This is a genomic window from Ruminococcus sp. OA3 (assembly GCF_022440845.1).
In the GTDB taxonomy this organism is placed as follows: domain Bacteria; phylum Bacillota; class Clostridia; order Lachnospirales; family Lachnospiraceae; genus Ruminococcus_G.
The window spans coordinates 3878401-3899514 of record NZ_JAKNTO010000001.1 but is presented as its reverse complement, the minus strand read 5'-3'; the positions used below and the strand labels follow the sequence as shown (position 1 = coordinate 3899514).

The 21114-nt window shown below is 45.0% G+C and carries 17 protein-coding genes; 12 read left to right on the top strand and 5 right to left on the bottom strand.

What is annotated here, in order from left to right; all coding sequences use genetic code 11:
* Nucleotides 1-54 precede the first annotated feature (54 nt).
* From MCG98_RS17955 to MCG98_RS17925, 7 genes are all read left to right on the top strand, one after another.
* Complete coding sequence (locus MCG98_RS17955; RefSeq protein ID WP_240303225.1) at nucleotides 55-1170, top strand: aminopeptidase; 1116 nt, start codon at nucleotides 55-57, stop codon at nucleotides 1168-1170.
* Nucleotides 1171-1308: 138 nt separating this feature from the next.
* The gene (locus MCG98_RS17950; RefSeq protein ID WP_240303224.1) at nucleotides 1309-1809 is read left to right on the top strand and encodes an RNA polymerase sigma factor; all 501 of its coding nucleotides are present in this window, start codon (nucleotides 1309-1311) and stop codon (nucleotides 1807-1809) included.
* Nucleotides 1810-1821: 12 nt separating this feature from the next.
* Nucleotides 1822-3876 carry a beta-propeller domain-containing protein gene (locus tag MCG98_RS17945; protein ID WP_240303223.1) on the top strand — a complete coding sequence of 685 codons (2055 nt, stop codon included), beginning with the start codon at nucleotides 1822-1824 and terminating at the stop codon, nucleotides 3874-3876.
* A 120-nt stretch (nucleotides 3877-3996) separates the two neighbouring features.
* A complete protein-coding gene (gene asnS, locus MCG98_RS17940; protein WP_240303222.1) occupies nucleotides 3997-5388 on the top strand; it encodes an asparagine--tRNA ligase in 1392 nt (463 codons plus the stop codon).
* Between the two features lie 143 nt (nucleotides 5389-5531).
* On the top strand, nucleotides 5532-6587 hold the full coding sequence (locus tag MCG98_RS17935) for a metallophosphoesterase (RefSeq protein ID WP_240303221.1): 1056 nt from the start codon (nucleotides 5532-5534) through the stop codon (nucleotides 6585-6587).
* 5 nt (nucleotides 6588-6592) lie between these two features.
* Nucleotides 6593-8128, top strand: a complete 1536-nt coding sequence (locus MCG98_RS17930; protein WP_240303220.1) for an ATP-binding protein — start codon at nucleotides 6593-6595, stop codon at nucleotides 8126-8128.
* 3 nt (nucleotides 8129-8131) lie between these two features.
* Entirely contained in the window at nucleotides 8132-8968 is an 837-nt protein-coding gene (locus MCG98_RS17925) for a deoxyribonuclease IV (RefSeq protein WP_240303219.1), read from the top strand.
* A 76-nt stretch (nucleotides 8969-9044) separates the two neighbouring features.
* Here MCG98_RS17925 and MCG98_RS17920 read toward each other — a convergent pair whose 3' ends face one another.
* The 4 genes from MCG98_RS17920 to murC all read right to left on the bottom strand — a co-directional run bounded on the left by MCG98_RS17920 (nucleotide 9045) and on the right by murC (nucleotide 13995).
* Nucleotides 9045-10229 (bottom strand): ribose-phosphate pyrophosphokinase, encoded by a 1185-nt coding sequence (locus MCG98_RS17920; RefSeq protein WP_240303218.1) that lies wholly within the window; start codon nucleotides 10227-10229, stop codon nucleotides 9045-9047.
* Nucleotides 10229-11221, bottom strand: coding sequence for an ATP-binding protein (locus tag MCG98_RS17915; RefSeq protein WP_240303217.1), 993 nt, complete (start codon nucleotides 11219-11221; stop codon nucleotides 10229-10231). The genes MCG98_RS17920 and MCG98_RS17915 overlap by 1 nt, the downstream gene beginning before the upstream one ends.
* An 11-nt stretch (nucleotides 11222-11232) precedes the next feature.
* Nucleotides 11233-12324 (bottom strand): DnaD domain protein, encoded by a 1092-nt coding sequence (locus MCG98_RS17910; RefSeq protein WP_240303216.1) that lies wholly within the window; start codon nucleotides 12322-12324, stop codon nucleotides 11233-11235.
* 291 nt (nucleotides 12325-12615) lie between these two features.
* Nucleotides 12616-13995 (bottom strand): UDP-N-acetylmuramate--L-alanine ligase, encoded by a 1380-nt coding sequence (murC, locus tag MCG98_RS17905; RefSeq protein WP_240303215.1) that lies wholly within the window; start codon nucleotides 13993-13995, stop codon nucleotides 12616-12618.
* 278 nt (nucleotides 13996-14273) lie between these two features.
* On the opposite strand from murC, the gene MCG98_RS17900 reads away from it, so the two are divergent.
* The 3 genes from MCG98_RS17900 to spoVG are packed head-to-tail and all read left to right on the top strand — an operon-like array spanning nucleotide 14274 to nucleotide 16970.
* Nucleotides 14274-15545 carry a glucose-1-phosphate adenylyltransferase gene (locus tag MCG98_RS17900; RefSeq protein ID WP_240286001.1) on the top strand — a complete coding sequence of 424 codons (1272 nt, stop codon included), beginning with the start codon at nucleotides 14274-14276 and terminating at the stop codon, nucleotides 15543-15545.
* A 2-nt stretch (nucleotides 15546-15547) separates the two neighbouring features.
* Nucleotides 15548-16666 carry a glucose-1-phosphate adenylyltransferase subunit GlgD gene (gene glgD / locus MCG98_RS17895; protein WP_028529117.1) on the top strand — a complete coding sequence of 373 codons (1119 nt, stop codon included), beginning with the start codon at nucleotides 15548-15550 and terminating at the stop codon, nucleotides 16664-16666.
* A 25-nt stretch (nucleotides 16667-16691) separates the two neighbouring features.
* Nucleotides 16692-16970: a septation regulator SpoVG gene (gene spoVG / locus MCG98_RS17890; RefSeq protein ID WP_240286003.1), complete on the top strand. Its 279-nt coding sequence runs from the start codon at nucleotides 16692-16694 to the stop codon at nucleotides 16968-16970.
* 21 nt (nucleotides 16971-16991) lie between these two features.
* On the opposite strand, the gene MCG98_RS17885 is transcribed toward spoVG, so the two are convergent.
* Nucleotides 16992-17927: a DDE-type integrase/transposase/recombinase gene (locus tag MCG98_RS17885; protein ID WP_240286005.1), complete on the bottom strand. Its 936-nt coding sequence runs from the start codon at nucleotides 17925-17927 to the stop codon at nucleotides 16992-16994.
* A 255-nt stretch (nucleotides 17928-18182) separates the two neighbouring features.
* Between MCG98_RS17885 and MCG98_RS17880 the strand changes: the two genes are divergently transcribed.
* The gene (locus tag MCG98_RS17880) at nucleotides 18183-19577 is read left to right on the top strand and encodes an RsmB/NOP family class I SAM-dependent RNA methyltransferase (RefSeq protein ID WP_275891347.1); all 1395 of its coding nucleotides are present in this window, start codon (nucleotides 18183-18185) and stop codon (nucleotides 19575-19577) included.
* Nucleotides 19578-19737: 160 nt separating this feature from the next.
* A complete protein-coding gene (locus MCG98_RS17875) occupies nucleotides 19738-21051 on the top strand; it encodes a hypothetical protein (protein ID WP_240303214.1) in 1314 nt (437 codons plus the stop codon).
* The last annotated feature ends 63 nt before the right edge of the window (nucleotides 21052-21114 follow it).

Here is a 21114-nt window from a genome sequence, read left to right as displayed (position 1 = left end):
CAATTCCCCCGCCGGATGAACTGTTACGTAAAATGATCGTGAGGAGAAAATGCGATGGACAGCAGAATTGAAGTGCTTGCCGCAGGTCTGGTGAATTATTCCTGCGGCGTAAAAGCAGGAGACAGAGTTTATATTCACTATATCGGCAGGGACACCAAAGAGCTTGCCCGGCAGTTGGTGAAAGAGGTATACCGGGCAGGGGGCATTCCGTTTATTCATTTCACGGACCCTCAGCTGCAGCGGGAGCAGCTGCTGCACGCTACAAAAGAACAGATGGAGCTGATGGCAGAGGTCGATGCACTTGAGATGTCAAAAATGGACTGTTACATCGGCGTGCGGGGAAGTGATAACGTATCAGAACTTTCCGATGTGCCGTCCGAGTGCATGGCGTTGTATGATACGTATTACCAGACTCCCGTACACCATGGGATCCGTGTACCCAGGACGCGCTGGGTGATACTGCGGTATCCCAATGCTGCAATGGCACAGCTGGCCGGGATGAGCGTGGAAAAATTTGAGGATTTCTATTTTCAGGTCTGCAATCTGGATTATTCAAAGATGCATGCGGCGATGGGGGCGCTGACTGAATATATGGAACGCACGGACAAAGTGCGTATCACCGGCCCGTGTACAGATCTTTCATTTTCCATCAGGGACATTCCCGCAATACCGTGTGCAGGGAACATGAACATACCGGATGGGGAGGTATATACCGCACCGGTCCGTGAATCTGTAAATGGTAAGATAACGTATAATGCGCCGTCACTGTATAATGGCTTTACCTATGACAATATCTGTCTGGAATTTGAGGATGGTAAAATCATAAAGGCAACTGCAAATGATACGGAGCGGATCAATGAAGTATTCAACACGGATAAAGGCGCGAGGTACATCGGAGAATTTGCGATCGGTGTCAATCCGTATATTCTGGAACCGATGAAAGATATTTTATTTGATGAGAAAATTCAGGGATCGATTCATTTCACGCCGGGAAACTGTTATCAGGAAGCTCCAAACGGGAATGAATCCGCGATTCACTGGGATCTGGTGTTGATCCAGCGTCCGGAATACGGCGGCGGAGAAATCTATTTTGACGATGTACTGGTCAGAAAGGACGGACGTTTTGTTGTTCAGGAACTTGAGTGCCTGAACCCCGAAAATCTGCAGTAGTGAATAAGATGATGCCAGGGTTCCAAGATAAGTACAGGAAGAAAGAAAATCTTCCTGTACTTTTTCTTTTCTTGCAACAAAATGTGAGGTATGAGACACTGTATATATGAAATGCATTTCAAATAAAGGGGTGAGAATATGGAGGACTGCAAAGTTTTGGTTGAACGGGCAAGGGCAAAAGACAGGGATGCGTTTGCCAGCCTGTATGAAATGGTCTATGCTGATATGTACCGTTTTGCTTTATATACACTGAAAAACTGTCATGATGCGGAGGACGTAGTCGCAGATGCAGTTGCAGATGCTTATTATGGAATCTGCGGGCTGAAAGAAGCGGAAGCCTTTAAAAACTGGATTTTTAAGATCTTGTCTAACAAATGCAGGCGCAGGCTGAAGGAATATACCCGGAAGACGTCTGAGTTGCCGGATGATCTCGAGAAGGGCGGGGATTTTACAGAGGATTTTCAGGTGCGGCAGGCGTTTGCCAGACTGTCTGATGAAGAACGCCTGATTATTTCCATGCACTTGTTTGCAGGATACACCAGCCGGGAAATTGCCAGGATCCTACATAAAAATGAGAATACGATTCGCTCAAAGGAAAGCCGGGCATTAGCAAAGATGAGACAGATGTTGGAAGAATAGGAGGGCGAGTTTATGAATGATGATAAATTGCTGGAAAAAATCAAACGTTCAGCTGACTCCTGCGATGTGCCTGAGGGTCTGAAACCGGAAATGATTGATTTTGCCGGACAGTCAGGGCAGGAGAAAAGAGACAGAAAAGTAAGAAGGGGTATCCGCTATTTTGCGGCTGCAGCGGCAGCTGTTGTTGTGCTGCTGCTGGTGATCACACAGGTCCCTCTGAGACAAAAGGAATCTTCTGATGCTTCGAATACTGCTTCAGCCCAGAGCGGGAGCCACGACGCGAAGGTTGCCGGAAAAGAAGATGGTACAAAAGAAGAGACGGCTGAGGGCAAAAGGGTTTTGGATACGATGTATGCCCGGGCTGAAAATTATGATGATATCTACGACGCATTTCAGACTCAGGAAAATTACGCAAAAAGCTGGTCAGTGGATGATGCCATGGAGGCCGACGGAGCTGCAGTTTCCGGTTCTTCAGACAGCAATGTGACGTCTGCAGAGTCAGCTGTTGCCGATGCGGCCCCCGCTGCAGCCGATACGGGGGGAAGTGCAGAGTATTCCGGGACCAATGTACAGGTAGAAGGCGTGGACGAAGGTGATGTTGTAAAAACGGACGGAGAGTACCTGTATATCATACGGAACAGCCGCGATATACGGATCGTTAAGGCGGACGGAGCTGATCTGGAAGAAGTATCCGTGATCAGGCTCCCGGAAAAAGCTTCGGAGGGCAGCATTCAGGAAATCTATCTGGATGGCGATGTACTCAACATCGTATGTCAGCGGTACGACAATTCTCTGAAGGAGAAATCCGCAGACACTTATTATATGAACTACCGGGCAGTGACCACGCTGTATACCTACGACCTGAAAGACAGGAAAGAGCCGAAACTGACTGGCGAAGTTTCACAGGACGGAACTTATCATACCTCACGCAAGGTAGGAGAATATATCTATCTGTTCACTGATTACTATCCAGCGTATCAGCTGGAAAGACAGGAAGCATATGACGGCGATGATCCATACGGTATCATGCCGCTCGCAGCCGGTGAAGCGTTTGCAGTCTCCGACATTTATCTTCCGACGGAAGGCGGCGGGTCACAGTATCTGCTCATCACATCTGTCAACATCGGAAAACCAGATGAGATTGCAGATAAGAAGGCGATCCTGGACAGTGCGAGCCGTTTTTACGTCAGTACGGAAAATATTTATCTGGAACGGGATATGTGGGAGAATACGGGTGATCAGACAGCGATCGCCAAGTTCAGTTTCAGGGATGGAAAGATCGAAGGTGTGGGCGCTGCGGTCATAGGCGGTACCGTTACCGATGATTTTGCGACAAATGAATATGACGGTTATCTTCGCGTCCTGACGACGCGGTGGTCAGGGAGCACTCAGGATAACTGCATTTATGTGCTGAATCAGGATATGGAGATCGCAGGAAAAGTGGATGGCCTGGCAGAAGGAGAAAGTATCTATTCGGCACGGTTTATGGGCAATACAGGATATTTTGTAACGTACCGGCAGGTGGACCCTCTCTTCTCAGTGGATTTTACGGACCCGGAAAATCCGAAAGTTCTGGGAGAGCTTAAGGTAACAGGATTTTCGGAATATCTCCATTTTTATGGAGAGAACCGGCTGCTGGGAATCGGATGGGAGACAGATCCGGATACCGGAACACGGAAAGGCCTGAAACTTTCGATGTTTGATATATCCGACCCTTCGGAGGTGAAAGAGATCAGCAAGAAGGTGATTGAGAATATTGATTATTTTCCTGGGGAATATAACTATAAAGCGTTAACCGTCAGCCCTCAGAAAAATGTGATAGGATTCGTTACTACCAGTTACGGGAATATAGGAGGATCAAACAGCAGTTATTTTGTATTTCGTTATGATGATAAGAAAGGGTTTGAAAATGCCATGGCATATTCATCACAAAATGATGTGTCCTCTGAATTTGAGAATTCCAGAGGTGTCTATATCGATGATACCTTTTATATCGCAAACAGTGATGAGGTGCTGGCTTTTGATATGAAAAACGGATATGAAAAGACTGGAGAACTGAGAGACTGATTTTGGAACGGACCGGCTGATGCCGGTCCGTTCTGTACGGCAATGGTGTTATCCCCTCTTGAAACTGCCGCGTGAGCGTGCTAAAATGGGGGAAAAGTGAAAAATAGGGAGAAACGGAATATGAAACTGACAACAATTCGTGAGATTTATAAAGACAGAGATACTTACCTCGATCAGGAAATAAGTGTCGGCGGCTGGGTCCGCAGCGTGCGGGATTCTAAGACGTTTGGGTTTATCGTTCTGCATGACGGAACATTTTTTGAGACACTTCAGGTCGTATATCATGACAAAATGGCTAATTTTTCAGAGATATCAAAGCTTAATGTAGGTGCTGCGGTTATCGTAAAAGGAAAGCTGGTTGCGACGCCTCAGGCTAAACAGCCCTTTGAGATACAGGCCGATGAAGTGACGGTAGAAGGTGCATCCGCGCCGGATTATCCCCTTCAGAAAAAACGGCACAGTCTGGAGTACCTTCGTACGATCACGCATCTTCGTCCGCGTACGAATACATTCCAGGCAGTATTCCGCGTGCGGTCACTGATCGCATATGCGATTCACCAGTTTTTCCAGGACAGAGGATTTGTCTATGTCCATACACCGCTGATTACAGGGAGTGACTGTGAAGGTGCCGGCGAGATGTTCCGTGTGACGACGCTTGATATGGATAAGATACCAAGGACTGAAGAAGGTACGATTGACTACTCTCAGGACTTTTTTGGAAAAGAAACGAATCTGACAGTGAGCGGACAGTTAAACGGTGAGACATATGCGCAGGCTTTCCGCAATATCTATACGTTTGGTCCTACTTTCCGTGCAGAGAACTCCAACACCACCCGCCATGCCGCGGAATTCTGGATGATCGAGCCGGAGATCACATTTGCAGATCTGGAGGACAATATGGACCTCGCAGAGAGCATGCTGAAATATGTCATCCAATATGTATTGGAACAGGCGCCGGAGGAGATGAATTTCTTTAATTCATTTGTTGACAAAGGTCTGCTGGACCGTCTGAATCACGTACTGAATTCAGAATTCGGACATGTTACCTACACGGAGGCGATCGAGATTCTGGAGAAAAACAACGATAAGTTTGAATATAAAGTATCATGGGGAGCGGACCTGCAGACGGAACATGAACGCTATCTGACGGAAGAGGTGTTTCAACGGCCAGTGTTTGTGACAGATTATCCGAAAGAGATTAAAGCGTTTTATATGAAGCTGAATGACGATGGAAAAACGGTAGCGGCAATGGACTGCCTTGTACCGGGAATCGGTGAAATTATCGGCGGAAGCCAAAGAGAGGACGATTACGATAAACTTATCAGCAGAATGTCAGAATTAAATCTGAACGCGGAAGATTACGCGTTCTATCTGGACCTCAGAAAGTATGGTTCTACCCGCCATGCTGGATTTGGCCTGGGATTTGAGCGATGTGTCATGTACCTGACGGGTATGAGTAATATCAGAGACGTGATTCCATTCCCGAGAACGGTTAATAACTGTGAATTATAAAAATTACAGATTGTAATTGCGATGAGTGAACAGAAGTATTTGATATGCTTCTGTTTTTCTTTTCTGGACAAACAGAGCCAGTCATGATATGATGTAGAACAGAACAAATGTTTGCAAAAGACATGAAAAGGAGAGTCAGTAGGATGCATTTTTTTCATATAGCGGATGTGCATCTGGGAGCGTCGCCTGATGCGGGGTTTCCATGGAGCGAAGAGCGGAAAAATGAGATCTGGGACAGCTTCTGCAATGTGATCTATGCAGTCAGGGAGGAAAAACCAGAACTGTTGTTGATTGCCGGAGACCTTTTTCACAGGCAGCCGCTGCTCCGTGAATTAAAAGAGGTGGACTATCTGTTTTCTACGATACCGCAGACGACGGTAGTGATGATCGCGGGTAATCATGATTATATCAGACAGGATTCTTATTATTTAAAATATCCATGGAGCAAAAATGTGATAGGACTTTGGAAAGAGCAGCTTGAGGCTGTCTATGTTCCCCAGGCAGACGCCTGGATATACGGAAGGAGCTATCACAGCAGGGAACTGCAGGATGATGACGTCTGCAAAACCGGAGCGCTTCAGAAAGCAGGATGCCATATTTTGCTGGCACATGGGGGCGATGAGCGTCATATGCCGATTCGTACTGAACAGCTTGCGGCGGGCGGATTTGATTATATTGCATTAGGGCATATTCACAGACCTCAGACCATCATTAAAAATATGGCGGTATTTGCCGGGGCACTGGAACCCATCGACCGCAATGATATCGGTCCTCACGGCTATATTCGGGGAACTTATCTTGACGGCAGGGTATCTGTGAAATTTGTGCCGTCTGCATTGAGATCCTATATTCCGCTGACGGTTACTGTTACGCCGGATACTACGCAGTTTTCACTGGAGGAACAGATTTCAGCACAGATAGCGGAAGAGGGAGCAGATCATATATTTAAAATAGAACTGCACGGCTTCAGGGATTCACAGATGAATATTGATCTGCACAGGATTCGGGAGCTCGGCAACGTCGTTGATGTAGCGGATGAGACGCAGCCTGATTATGAATTTGAGCTGCTGGAAGAGCAGTATGAAGGGAGTCTGGTTGCGGCTTACATCAGACATTTTAAATACAGTGAGGAGCCAAAAGAGAAAAAAGCTTTATATTATGGGCTGCAGGCTCTGCTTGCATCCAAAAAGGATATGTGATCAGTATGACGATCAAAGAATTGGAAATAAAAAACTTTGGAAAATTTCATGACCGTAAAGTCCGGATGGAACCGGGAATCAACCTGATTTACGGACCGAATGAAAGCGGAAAAACGACACTGCATACGTTTATTAAAAGCATGCTTTACGGAATGCGCAGACAGCGTGGCCGCGCCGCGGGAAAAGATGTTTACAGCAGATACGAGCCATGGGAAAACGGCACTTATTATGCAGGGACACTCAGGTTTGAGAGCGGAGAAAAAATTTTCTGTATCAGGCGCGGTTTTCATAAGAACAGTCTGCAGGAAGAGCTGATCTGCGAGTCTGACGGGGAAAAGCTTTCCATTCCACATGGGGATCTGAAGATGCTCCTGGGAAATGTAAGCGAAGCCATGTTTGATAATACCGTATGTATCGGGCAGCTGAAGAGCCGGACGGACGAAGGCCTGCCGGGTGAACTTCGCAACTATATGGTAAATTATCAGGAGAGCAGCGTGCCGACTCTGGATGTGGAAGAAGCACTGTATCATTTAAAGTTGGACAGGAAAGAATATGAACATCAGATGAGGGAAGAGCGCCAGGAACTGCAAATGAAGCAAAAAGAGCTCAGAGGCAGGATGGGGTATGTTGAGAAGGAACTGACAGACGCTGCGATACAGTTGGAAATGCAGAAAAAACAGTTGCATGAAGTATCCCGTGATAAGAGTAAGGAATCCAAAGAGTGTGTAGAAAAAGGACTGAGAGGATTCTGGGCACTGGGAGGGCTGGCACTGATTTTGGTACTGGCAGGGATTTTATTTCGTGCGCAGGCGGTTATACAGGTTGTGGCTTTCTGCTGTGCGCTGCTGGCTGGTGCATTAATCGTGGCAAAATATAACCGGCAGAGACATTTTCAAGTGAAGGAGAAAGAGAAACAGCTTGGTGATACTTACAGGCAGAAAGAAGAGGCGGACAGGCTGAGGTGGGAGATAGACAGGTTAAAGCAGGAGTGTGCGGAGAGAAGTACAGAACTGGAGAACCTGAAAAATGAACTTCAGGAGCTTGTACAGACTATGACAGGTGAGAATCCGCTTCAGGACGATATTGATGCCATTGATCTGGCTATGGAGGCCATCGAGAAGCTGTCTGCCGGCAAAAAGAACTGGCTGGGTGAAGAACTGCAGAGAAAAACTGCTGCCATACTATCTGCAATCACACATGGAAAATATGCCTCCATTCATTTTTCAGATGATATGCAGATGGGGATCTGCACGAGAGATGCCTATGTGTCTCCCGAACAGCTGAGCAGAGGAACTCTGGAGCAGATTTACTTTGCATTTCGTATGGCAGTGAGCGAAGTCGTATGCCGTGAGGAAAGACTTCCCCTCATGTTAGATGAAGTATTTGTCATGTACGATGACGAACGGCTGGGAGAGACGCTGCAGTGGCTTGCAGGCTGCGGACTCCAGGTCCTTTTGTTTACCTGTCACAGAAGGGAAGGACGTCTGCTTGAGAAGCTTAAGATACCGTATCATGAAATTAGTCTGGCACAGAAGGAGTAAAATATGTTATTGATAGGAAGTCACTTATCCTCGGCAAAAGGGTTCCTGCATATGGGACGGGAGGCGGTGAAGATCGGGGCCAATACGTTTCAGTTTTTTACAAGAAATCCCAGAGGAAGTAAAGCAAAAGAATTGGATCTTCAGGATGTAGCTGCATTTCTGGCGTATGCGAAAGGTGCCAGAATCCACACGATACTCGCGCATGCTCCGTATACGCTGAATCCGTGTTCCAAGGACGAAAAAACCAGGGAATTTGCAATGATCACCATGGAAGATGATCTGCGCAGAATGGAATATCTTCCAGGCAATTATTATAATTTTCATCCGGGCAGCCATACCGGACAGGGCACAGAAAAAGGAATAGAACAGATTGTAAGTCAGCTGAATGAGCTGCTCACGCCCAAACAGTCGACAACCGTGCTGCTGGAGACAATGGCAGGCAAGGGGACAGAGATCGGAGGGCGTTTCGAGGAAATCCGTGCGATTTTGGACGGTGTGGACTGCAGTGAGAAGATGGGGGTCTGTCTGGATACGTGTCATGTATATGATGCGGGTTACGACATTGTCGGCCATCTGGATGATGTGATTGAAGAATTCGACAGAGTCATAGGACTTACCCGGCTGAAGGCGGTTCATCTGAATGACAGCAAGAATCCTTTTGGCAGTCATAAAGACCGTCATGAGAAAATTGGCGAAGGCAGTATCGGACTGGAAGCGTTTGAAAAGCTGATTAATCACCCCGCACTGCGCGAATTGCCATTTTATCTGGAGACACCAAATGAGCTGGACGGTTATGCACAGGAAATCAGCATTCTGCGGTCCCGCTATCAGTGCGAATGAAGGGATTGAATACCGGCGGCAGGTGAATTACCATTCACGCTGACCGCCGGTTTTGATTAATCTTATATTAATATTCTTAGAATGATTCGTGATTTCGGTATTTCTTCAGCACCTTCTGGATGCGTTCCGCAGGGTCGAGCAGGCTGCTGATGGATACATCATGGTTCAGATGGTCTATAATAAAGGCGATGTATTTACTCAGATCACAATTGATGTAATATGGCCTGTGAAGCAGTTCAGGGTCCTGATAAACAAGGTTGGTAGTCAGCATGCGGTCAAACAGACCGGCTTCAAACGCACGGTCAAACTTTTCCAGACCATTTGTGAATAAACCGAAAGTAGAACACATGAAGATTTTAGCGGCCTTGCGTTCTTTTAAAAGCTGAGCAACTTCGATCATGCTGTCCCCTGAAGAAATCATATCGTCAATGATGATCATATCTTTCCCTTCGACATCAGCTCCAAGAAATTCGTGAGCAACAATGGGATTTTTTCCATTGATGATCGTGGAATAATCCCTGCGCTTATAAAACATACCCATATCGACGCCCAGATTGTTTGCGATATAAATTGCACGGCTCATACCCCCTTCGTCAGGGCTGATCACCATCAGATGATCACTGTCGATCCTGATATCCGGTTCATTGCGGAGGAGACCTTTGATAAACTGATATGCGGGCTGTACGGTTTCGAATCCGTGAAGAGGGATTGCATTCTGAACACGGGGATCGTGAGCATCAAAGGTTATAATATTTTCCACGCCCATTTCCACCAGTTCCTGAAGTGCATTAGCACAATCCAGAGATTCCCGTCCGGAGCGTTTATGCTGCCGGCTTTCATATAAGAATGGCATAATGACATTAACCCTGCGGGCTTTTCCGCCGACAGCAGCTATGATGCGTTTTAAATCCTGAAAGTGATCATCGGGGGACATACGGTTTTCATATCCGCACAATTTATAGGTCAGGCTGTGATTGCAGACATCAACCAGAATATAAAGATCATCGCCGCGCACAGATTCACGGATAATGCCCTTTGCCTCCCCTGAACCAAAACGCGGAACAACAGAATCGATCAGATACGTGTCACGCTCATATCCCTCAAATGCGATGGAAGACTTATATTCGTGCTTCCTTTCTTTTCTCCATTGTACCAGAAAATTATCCACTTTCTTTCCTGTCTCCATGAAGCTGTTCAGTGCTATGATTCCGAGACGGCCAACAGGAAGCGTCTCCAGTTGCTTGACATTGCTTTCTTCCATTACTGATTTCCTCCTCGCAGTTTTTTTTGAATACGAATATCATTTCCTATCAGTTTGATCATAGTGTAATTACTGGAAATTCGGGAAAAGACGCGTTCCGAATACATTTCTGAAAACCGTTCCAGTGACAGATTGGTAGAGATCAGTGTGGATTTCTCACGCATCAGCCGCTCATTAATGCAAAGGAACAGCTGGGATGCCACAAAACTGTTCGTCAATTCGGTTCCCAGATCATCGATAATCAGCAGATCACAGTCAAAAATATGTTCATTCAATTCGGATGAGTCTTCAGAACGGGAAAACGTATTCTGAGCCAGCAGATCAAACAAATCGAATGCTGAGAAATAGATGACACAGTGAGCGGTGTCGATCAATTCTCTGGCAATACAGTGGGAGAGAAACGTTTTCCCCACCCCGGTATCTCCATAGAGAAACAGATTGTCGAATTTTTGGTCAAAACTGCGGATAAAGTCAAGTGACTTTTCTACGGCCAGACGCGCGGTGTCAAGCGCCGAAAGGCCGGTTGCTTCACTGACTACCGTTTCCGGATAGTAGTCGTAGGAAAAGGTATCAAAGTTTTCTTTCTTTAGTATTTCCTTAATATTGGACTGGGTATACAAAAGGTTAATTGCGGCTTTTTTAAAACAGCTGCACTTTTCGGTCCCTGTATATCCGGTATCGCAGCACAGCGGACAATCATAGTGCATGGTGAGATAATCTTCGGGATAGCCGTAAGCAGCCAGAAGATGTTTTCTTTCATCCGCCAGATCAGCGATCACATGTGCCAGATTAAAATCGGCAGTCTCACCCGCTCCAAGAAGCGCTTTTGCTTTTTGAATGGACAGTCTTGAAATTTCCCGGTCAATTTCTTCAAGGCGTGGAATTTCTCCGTATGCTTCACTGATGTGCTCGTCCAACATATGTTTGTTATGAAGTTGTCTGCGGTTGTAATCCCGCATGATTTCATCGTATTGTGAATTTTTCAGAGGCACGTAAATCTCCTTTACTTTTTCAGCAGCTGTTTTTCAAGATCAGAGAAATTGTAATCCCGCTGATGAAAGTTATTGAATTTATTGGAGGTTTTATTCTGAATCCTGGGCGCAGTCCGTTCCCTGGATTCTTTGTGGCGAACGTCCAGTTCCTGTATATCTGAAAAAGACAGGACCCCCTTTTTATGCCATGCTCCCAGTATGCCATCCGCATATTGAAAGCTTGGCTTACCGGTCTGATTGATCGTTCTGGCACATGCCTCCAGGATGATATCGGTTGTAAAACTATAGTCTTTCATCCAGCGATCAATCATCTGGATCTCTGATTCCACGGGATTTCTGCCGGTGATGCCGAAAGCTTTCATAACTGAAAAATAGTGTTTGCTGAAAGTGTTCGTTTCCTGTTTGGCCATTTTGACCGTAGTTATCCCTGACTGCGCCCATGCAAGCGCAACCTTTTCCATGTAACGGATACTCTTGCTGCCTTTGGAAACGCAGTATTCGATCAGATATTCAATCAGATCTGCAGAAAAGTGCAGTTCTTCATAGAAATATAAAATGCGTGTCGTTTCCGTTGGAGACAGAGTCTTTCCGAGATACTGCTCTGCAATGAATAAGAGCTGCATGACTTCTTCATTTTTTTTCAGCTCTTTTACTCTGTCGGGAGTCAGCGAATAAGCTGCCGGAGCCGGTTCGGTTTCTGGCTGAGAATAAACCGGGGAAGCCGTTTCTTTTTCGGAAACGGCTGAAATCCCGGAATCCGTCTGCTCTGAAAAAGGAAGCAGTGTCAATCCGGTAATCTGATTGGCAGTACCAATTGTCAGACGCAGAACGTCTTTCTTGTCCCAGTAACGGAGTGCACGCTCAACATCATTTTCTGTACAGTCAAATGTGTCCGCGATGGATGAAAGTGTGAGCGAGCAGTCGGCAGATGAGATCATCCTCAACAGATAGAGATATATTTTTACAAACTCTCCGTTTGCTTTTGGCATGTACAAATCCAGAAAGTGGTTTGACACAATCGTTACATCTTCAGAACTGTTATTATGTATTTTTAATGGGTTCATAAAATCACCGTCAATATCTGTAATTTTCAGGAAAATCATACGTTTTCCTAAGGTCAAACACATTATAGCATACACGTGTCAGAAAGAGAATAGCCTTTTTTTGCAGGGGGCTTTTCGGCTTAAATACGGGTCGGATTGTGGAAAATGTGGATGGTGTGGATAAGTATGTGGTTTTGTCACTATTTGCAACCATAAATGTCGTTTCATAGAGAAAAAACGTCGAAAATACGTATTATGGTGTCGAAAATTATGTTAACGGAGTTATACACAAAAAATCCACAGCGGATACACACAAAAAATGTGTATAACACTGTGGATAGTGTGGATAAATTACTGGCCAAGCAGTTTTTCGCCGATGGTGACAACATCTCCGGCACCCATAGTTATCAACAAATCACCGTGTGTACAATTTTCCAGTAAAAAATTTTCGATTGCGTCAAAAGTTGAAAAGTACAGGCATTCCGTTCCCAGATCCTGGATGCAGGTCTGAAGGTCTTTCGATGTGATTCCGATGGTGTTTTTTTCGCGCGCTGCGTATATATCACAAAGAATGACGGTATCTGCAAGTGTCAGAGCTTCTGCAAACTCATGCAGCAATGCCTTGGTACGGGTATAGGTATGTGGCTGAAAGACACACCACAGCTTTTTGTGAGGATAGTTTTTTGCGGAAGTTAGAGTGGCTTCTATTTCAGTCGGGTGGTGTGCATAGTCGTCAATGACAGTTACACCGCCAATTTCTCCTTTATGTTGAAACCTGCGGTCTGTTCCCAGAAAACCCGAAAAGCCTTCCTGGATGATATCAGAATCAAGTTCAAAAAGCTGTGCGGCCGCAATGGACGCGAGCGCATTAGAAACATTATGAAGACCGGGAACCTTCAATGAAAAAGTGCCGATTTTGTTTCCGTTTCTGAGGCAGTCAAAGGTCGGATGCCCGAAGCTGTCGAAACGGATGGCGGCAGCCGTATATTCGGCCTTGGAATTCAGACCGTATGTGATAACGCGGCAGGAAAGACCGTCCGTGACTGTTTCATATTCGGGTGTATCACTGTTGATGATCAGTGTGCCGTCATCTGGCAGCAGCTCTGCGAATTTCCGGAATGAACGGCGAATGTCATCGATGCCCGTAAAGAAATCCAGGTGATCGGCATCCATGTTCAGTATGATACTGATTTTTGGAAAAAAGCTGAGAAAGCTGTTTGTATACTCACAGGCCTCGGTGATAAAGGTACCGGAATTTCCAACCCGGATATTCCCATGAATAGATGGAAGAATCCCTCCGACAGATATTGTCGGATCACAGTTGCCCTGCATCAGTATATGGGAAAGCATGGAGGTTGTTGTCGTCTTTCCATGAGTGCCGGATACGGCGATCGGAACCTCATAATTCTTCATGATCTGTCCCAGAAGCTGGGCACGTGTCAGCATGGGGATTGATCTTTCCACAGCCGCTGCATATTCCGGGTTATCCGGGTGGATAGCAGCTGTGTAGACCACAAGGTCTACGGAATCATCAATGTTGGAGGCACGCTGCCCGTAGTAAAGGACGGCGCCTTTTTCTTCCAGCTGTTTTGTCAGAGCGCTTTCCTTTGCGTCGGATCCGGAGATCTGAAAGTTTTCTTTCAGCAGAATCTGGGCGAGACCGCTCATGCTGATGCCTCCAATGCCGATGAAATGGATGTGCATAGGCTGATTGAAATCTATGGTGTACATTGTAGTAACTCCTTTTCTATGTAATTAAAAATATTATACGCTTAAGTTAAAAAAATGAAAAGGGTTTCTTTATGACAGTGTACGAATTGTATAGTAATGTATAATCGATAGGAACTATTGGTAGCGCGAAAATCCCGGTTTCGCGTAAAAATTAGTCGAATTTTAGGTAAATTGTTCTAAAAACAGATGTTTATAAGGATAAAAATATGTAAAAGTTGTTCACTAATGTGCTAAAGTATGGTATAATTCATTTATTATATATGACAAGAGGTGATTGCATGGTTAAGAAAGAAATGATCGCTATGCTGCTTGCAGGAGGGCAGGGCAGCAGGCTGGGCGTATTGACAGAGAAAGTAGCAAAACCAGCAGTAGCATTTGGCGGCAAATATCGAATCATTGATTTTCCGCTCAGCAATTGTATTAATTCCGGCGTAGATACGGTAGGTGTATTAACACAGTACCAGCCATTGCGTTTGAACGCTCATATCGGGATTGGTATACCGTGGGATTTGGATAAGAATGTCGGTGGTGTAACAGTCCTTCCTCCATATGAAAAAAGTGAAAACAGTCAGTGGTACACGGGCACCGCAAACGCGATCTTCCAGAATATGGATTACATGGAAAGCTATAATCCGGATTATGTCCTGATATTATCAGGAGACCATATTTATAAGATGGATTATGAAGTGATGCTTGATTTCCATAAAGCAAATAAGGCAGACGTGACGATTGCAACGATGCCGGTGCCGCTTGAGGAAGCCAGCCGATTCGGTATCATGATTACGGATGAAACCGGGCGGATTACGGAATTTGAAGAAAAACCGGAAAATCCGAGAAGCAACCTGGCATCAATGGGGATCTACATTTTCAGCTGGAAGACATTAAAAGAGTCCCTGGTAGCTTTGCGGGAACAGAAGGGGTGTGACTTCGGCAAACATATCCTGCCATACTGCAGAGATAATGGAAAACGTCTCTTTGCGTATGAATTTAATGGGTATTGGAAAGATGTCGGTACACTGGGTTCCTACTGGGAAGCAAATATGGAACTCATAGATATTATTCCGGAATTTAATTTATATGAAGAGTTTTGGAAAATATATACAAAGGGGGATATTATCCGTCCTCAGTATATTTCGAATGATGCAGTGGTGGAAAAGAGTCTGATCAGTGAGGGGTCTGAGATTTATGGCGAAGTACATAATTCAGTCATAGGCGCAGACGTCACGATTGAAGAAGGAGCCATTGTACGCGGTTCGATTATTATGCGGCATTGCCGGATTGGTGCCGGAACTGTAATTGATAAAGCGATTATTGCGGAAAATGTTACGGTGGGCAGCAACGTGGTGATGGGAGCCGGAGAAGAAGCGCTTAATGTGCTGAAACCGGCAGTTTATAGCTTCGGGCTCGTAACAGTTGGGGAGAACAGTGTGATTCCGTCTAATGTAGTGATCGGAAAAAATACTGCAATTACCGGTACGACCACGCTTGAAGACTATCCGGGCGGAGAGCTGATAAGCGGCGGAGCAATAATTGGGAAGGATGGTAAATGAGTATGAGAGCATTGGGAATTATTCTGGCAGGCGGAAACAGTAATAAGATGAGGGAATTATCAAAGAAGCGTGCGATTGCGGCAATGCCTGTTGCAGGAAGTTACCGAAGTATCGACTTCTCGCTGAGCAACATGTCTAACTCTCATATTCAAAAAGTCGCTGTTTTGACACAGTATAATGCCAGATCATTAAATGAACATTTAAGTTCTTCAAAGTGGTGGGATTTCGGACGTAAACAAGGGGGCCTTTATGTGTTTACGCCAACCGTCACATCTGATAACAGCTGGTGGTACCGCGGTACAGCCGATGCGATCTATCAGAATCTTGAATTTTTAAAGAGCAGCCATGAACCGTATGTGGTAATTGCATCCGGTGATGGCGTGTATAAGCTGGATTATAATAAAGTTTTGGAATACCACATTAAGAAGCGTGCAGATGTAACTGTTGTGTGTACAGATTGTGAAGCCGGCACGGATATCAGCCGTTTCGGTGTATTGAAAATGAATGAAGACCATCGGATTGAAGAATTCGATGAAAAACCAATGATTTCTACTTCCAACACAATATCTACAGGTATTTATATCATCAGAAGGCGCCAGCTGATCGAGATGATTGAGCGGTGTGCGCTGGAAGATCGTCATGACTTTGTAAATGATGTACTGATTCGTTATAAAAACCTTAAGAGAATTTACGGATATAAGATTGATACTTACTGGAGCAATATTTCCACGGTAGAGTCCTATTATCAGACAAACATGGATTTCCTGAAACCAGAAGTGCGAAAACATTTCTTTTCTGACAATCCTGGAATTTGTTCCAAGATTGATGACCTTCCGCCGGCAAAATACAATCCGGACAGCCAGGTAAAAAACAGCCTGATTTCCAGCGGCTGTATTATCAATGGGCATGTGGAAAATTCGGTGCTGTTTAAGAAAGTATATGTTGGGAACAACTGTGTGATTAAAAATTCGATTATTTTAAATGGGGTATATCTGGGGGACAACACTCATATTGAGAACTGTATCGTTGAGAGTCGTGATACAGTGCGTGCAAATTCCTATCACTGCGGTGAAGATGGCATTAAAATCGTAGTGGAAAATAATGCACGCTACGTCATCTAGAGGGAGAACAGGAAGGAGAAAGGTTATGAATATTACGGACGTAAGAGTTAGGAAGGTTGCTAAAGAAGGCAAAATGAAAGCGGTGGTTTCCATCACCATAGATGAAGAGTTTGTTGTTCATGATATCAAAGTTATTGAAGGAGAAAAAGGGCTGTTTATTGCGATGCCGAGCAGAAAAGCAACAGATGGTGAATATCGTGATATCGCGCATCCGATCAATTCTCAGACACGCGAAAGGATCCAGTCCATTATTTTAGGGAAATATGAAGAGGCGATGGATATGGAAGAAGCTGTCGCTGAATAATGTAGGTTTGTCAAACATATGTTACAGTGACATCAGATAATTATCCAGTACCTGTTTTGGGGTTTTCCATCCAAGTGGGCGCATAGGAAAGTTATTATAATCTCTGCGGTTATAGAGTTTTAACTGTTTGCTGAAGTCTTCAAAAGAGTAAAAACTGTGGACAGCATAGAAACGCTCATTGTCTTTCCTGTGGCTTCGCTCCACTTTGCCATTATGCCTTGGAGTAAATGGACGTATCAGCTTGTGCCTGATGCCGTATTCCTTAAGCCGGACTTGAAAGATGGTAGGTTTATCCGAACCGCCGTAAGAGCTGAAGCGTTTGGTAAATTCCTGACCATTATCAGTCTGGACACATTCGACAGGGCAGGGAAACGCTTTGATAAGATGCTCAAGGAACAAGGCAGCGGAATAGGAGCTGTGTTCTTCAAATGCTTCCACAAACCGCCATCTGGAGTACTCATCAATGGCGGTGTACTGATAAAACCGTTGGTCTTTGGCTTCATTCATGAGGCAGGCAGAAGGGACAAATTTCACGTCAATCTGAATCCGCTGTCCGGGATAGGCCATCTGCTCATAAGGCTTAGGAATGTACTTGGGATTAGGAGGATGAACAGCCATAATCCCCTGTTTTCTAAGGAAACGGTAAAGCCCGGGAATAGAACGGGAATAACCGCGCTGCATAAGTTTTACCCAAAAGATGACTAAACCAGCCTCAGGATTACGTCTGCGCATATCGGTAATCATTTTGATCTCCTGAGGCGTATGCTGATTAGGATGGCTGTGTGGGCGTCTGGAGCGTTCACGGAGGGACTCCATAGAGCCGTCAAAGCGACGTTTCCAGCGATAGATATACTGCCGATTGGTTTTATATTTAACGGCAGCTTTGGTAACGCCATACTTCTCAGCGTAACGGATCAGGGATAGACGGTATCTCATATCTTGTGTTATACTAGCCATAGCAGGGAACTCCTTTGTTTATGTTGTGGTTGTGGTGACTAAAATATAACACAAAGGAGAGATCCCTGCATTTTAATTATTCAGTTGTAACATATGTATTGTAATCCTACATATGGAAGAAGCTGTCGCTGAATAAAACATAGACAAACAACCGGTTTATGTGATATTATTATAATACGATTATTATGTGCCCTGCCGATACTCAGTACCGGCAGGGTTTTTCTGCGAATTATTTTGTATGGGAGGTTATGAAAATTGGAATTGCCGCAGGGATTCAACAGGAGAATGGAACAGATGCTGGGCGGAGAGTATCAGGAATTTATAAAAAGTTATGATGAGCCCAGACAGTTTGGCCTGAGAGTCAATACATTGAAAATATCACCCCGGGAATTTGAAGCCATCGCCCCGTTTTCGATCACGCCGGTACCGTGGGTACCGAATGGGTATTTCTATCGGGAGGAGGATATGCCGTCCAGACACCCCTATTATTTTGCGGGACTTTATTATCTGCAGGAGCCGAGTGCAATGACGCCCGCTTCGCGACTTCCTGTTGAAAAGGGCGACAGAGTTCTTGATCTGTGTGCGGCTCCCGGCGGAAAGGCCACCGAACTGGGAGCGTTAGTAGGAAGAGAAGGACTCCTGGTCGCCAATGAGATCAATGCATCACGGGCAAAAGCACTTTTAAAAAATATTGAGATGATGGGAATTGAGAATGCGTTTATAACCAATGAAAAACCTGGAAATCTGAGCCGTTGTTTTGAAGCATATTTTGATAAAATCCTTGTGGATGCACCTTGTTCAGGGGAAGGTATGTTCAGGAAAGAACCGGAAGTGGCAGCTGTCTGGGATGAAAGCCGACCGGCTTATTTTGCAAAACTGCAGAGAGATATTCTGGATAACGCAGTAAAGATGTTGAAACCAGGCGGAATGCTGCTGTATTCTACCTGTACGTTTTCCAGTGAGGAAAATGAAGGCAGTATATCGAGGCTGCTTGCAGACCATAAAGATATGAATCTGATAGAGATTGAGCCATATGAGGGGTTTTCCAAAGGAAATCCGGTGTGGGGAGACGGCAATGTTCAATTAGAAAAATGTGTCCGGATCTGGCCGCATAAAATGCGAGGAGAGGGCCATTTTATGGCGCTCCTGAAAAAGGACGGCATTCTTCAAAAAAATTCGGATTATAAAATCCCGGGTTCTTATCAACCTTTCAGCGGAATGGAAAAAAGCCAGCGTCAGCTGCTGGAAACTTTCTGCCAGAATGTGAAAACAGAGCGATTTACAGCAGGGATCGATGTGCGGGGAGAAAAAGTATATAAGGTGCCGGAATTTGGGCGGGAGGTAAAGGGACTCAGGTTTTTGAGAAACGGACTATATCTGGGGGATCTTAAGAAAAACCGTTTTGAACCACAACAGCCGTTTGCAATGGCACTCCGGCGAAAAGAATTTGAATCTGTACTTACGCTGTCAGTTGAAGACGAAAGAGTAGAGCGATATTTGAAGGGGGAGACGATCTTTGTCGAAGCAGGAGAATGTGAGCAGAAAAATGGCTGGAAGCTTGTCTGTGTCGAAAGTTTTTCTCTGGGATGGGGAAAATTGGTGAATGGCGTCTTAAAAAACAAGTATTTGTGTGCTTGGCGCAAAAATTGACTTTCGTTAAGCCGATTATTGTGGGAGATTTAGTCGAAAAATATACAAAAAAACTACGATTTATTACGCATATGTTACAGAGTGTTAAAAAATAGCTTTTATTTTGTGAAGAACTGTGATATAATTACAATCACGAACGAAAAATAAGAGGTATTTTATTATGAATCGTAAAAAATTATTAAGTTTTTTATTAGCAGGAATCCTGGCTGTCACGACAGCAATGCCGGCGCTTGCGGCCACAACACAAGATAAAATTCAGGATGCCAGAGCTGCGAAACAGCAGACAGAATCTTCACTGAATGAGGCTCAAAACAAAATTGAGAATCTGGAATCAAAAAAAGGAGAATCGGAAGCTTATCTGGACGAGCTTAACACTCAGCTTACTGATTTAAAGAACAGTCTGGAAGAACTTCAGAGGCAGTCAGAAGAAAAGCAGCAGGAACTTGAAAAGGTTCAGGCAGAGCTAGAGGAAGCAAAAGAGAAAGAAGCCCGGCAGTATGAGGATATGAAACTCCGTATTCGCTATATGTATGAGCAGACCAATTCCGGGTATCTGGAAATGCTTTTTGATTCCGGCAGTTTTTCTGAGTTCCTGAACCGGGCCGACAATATCTCACAGATATCACGGTATGACCGCGATATGCTGAAAAGCTATCAGGAGACAAAAGAGACGATAGCCCAGCACGAAGAGACAATTAAAACAGAAAAGTCTGAGATTGAAGCTCTGCGCGCCGCGAGTACTGAAAAACAGGGCCAGGTTGAAGAACTAGTCCAGGTTACATATAATCAGATCAATACATATGCTGCAGATTTACAGGATGCGGAATCCGAGGAAGCAGTTCTTTTGAATAAAATCAGCAGTCAGGAAGCAGATATCAATGCATTGCTGAAACAGGCAAAAGATGAAGAGGCCGCAGCAAAAAAAGCAGCAGAAGAAGCAGCCGCCAAGAAGGCAGCAGAAAAAGCCGCAGCGGAGAAAGCTGCTCAGGTTACAGAACAGGAAGAACAGCAGGCTGACAGAGAAGATACTTCAGCAGAAGAGAGTTCAGAAGAACCGGAGTATACTGATACAGAGAATGAGACAAGTTCTCAGTCAGAGATATCAGAGGAAGCAAGCCAGGAAGAGCCTGAACAAGTTGAAGAAGAACCGGAAAGCACGGAGACCTCTTCAAGTTCAAACAGCAGTTCACAGGGAAGTTATCTCGGAAGCTTTAAGCTGACGGCATATTGTTCATGCAGCAAATGCTGCGGACAGTGGTCGGGCGGTTCGACCGCGAGCGGAACGACACCGACTGCGGGCAGGACGGTTGCCATGGGAGGAATTCCGTTTGGTACAAAATTAATGATCAATGGACAAGTCTACACGGTAGAAGACCGTGGAACGGCATATGGACATGTTGATATCTTTATGGGAAGTCATCAGCAGGCACTGAATTTCGGTATGCAGTACGCAGATGTTTATATTGTAGGATAATATGATGGACAAAAGAATCGTCGCTGAGTGGTGACGATTCTTTTGTTTTTAATTTTAGAAAAA

Bases quoted from the DNA above. Each gene is read 5' to 3' on its own strand.
- MCG98_RS17955 (WP_240303225.1), top strand. From the start codon at position 55: ATGGACAGCAGAATTGAAGTGCTTGCCGCAGGTCTGGTGAATTATTCC.
- MCG98_RS17950 (WP_240303224.1), top strand. From the start codon at position 1,309: ATGGAGGACTGCAAAGTTTTGGTTGAACGGGCAAGGGCAAAAGACAGG.
- MCG98_RS17945 (WP_240303223.1), top strand. From the start codon at position 1,822: ATGAATGATGATAAATTGCTGGAAAAAATCAAACGTTCAGCTGACTCC.
- asnS (WP_240303222.1), top strand. From the start codon at position 3,997: ATGAAACTGACAACAATTCGTGAGATTTATAAAGACAGAGATACTTAC.
- MCG98_RS17935 (WP_240303221.1), top strand. From the start codon at position 5,532: ATGCATTTTTTTCATATAGCGGATGTGCATCTGGGAGCGTCGCCTGAT.
- MCG98_RS17930 (WP_240303220.1), top strand. From the start codon at position 6,593: ATGACGATCAAAGAATTGGAAATAAAAAACTTTGGAAAATTTCATGAC.
- MCG98_RS17925 (WP_240303219.1), top strand. From the start codon at position 8,132: ATGTTATTGATAGGAAGTCACTTATCCTCGGCAAAAGGGTTCCTGCAT.
- MCG98_RS17920 (WP_240303218.1), bottom strand. From the start codon at position 10,229: ATGGAAGAAAGCAATGTCAAGCAACTGGAGACGCTTCCTGTTGGCCGT.
- MCG98_RS17910 (WP_240303216.1), bottom strand. From the start codon at position 12,324: ATGATTTTCCTGAAAATTACAGATATTGACGGTGATTTTATGAACCCA.
- murC (WP_240303215.1), bottom strand. From the start codon at position 13,995: ATGTACACCATAGATTTCAATCAGCCTATGCACATCCATTTCATCGGC.
- MCG98_RS17900 (WP_240286001.1), top strand. From the start codon at position 14,274: ATGGTTAAGAAAGAAATGATCGCTATGCTGCTTGCAGGAGGGCAGGGC.
- glgD (WP_028529117.1), top strand. From the start codon at position 15,548: ATGAGAGCATTGGGAATTATTCTGGCAGGCGGAAACAGTAATAAGATG.
- spoVG (WP_240286003.1), top strand. From the start codon at position 16,692: ATGAATATTACGGACGTAAGAGTTAGGAAGGTTGCTAAAGAAGGCAAA.
- MCG98_RS17885 (WP_240286005.1), bottom strand. From the start codon at position 17,927: ATGGCTAGTATAACACAAGATATGAGATACCGTCTATCCCTGATCCGT.
- MCG98_RS17875 (WP_240303214.1), top strand. From the start codon at position 19,738: ATGAATCGTAAAAAATTATTAAGTTTTTTATTAGCAGGAATCCTGGCT.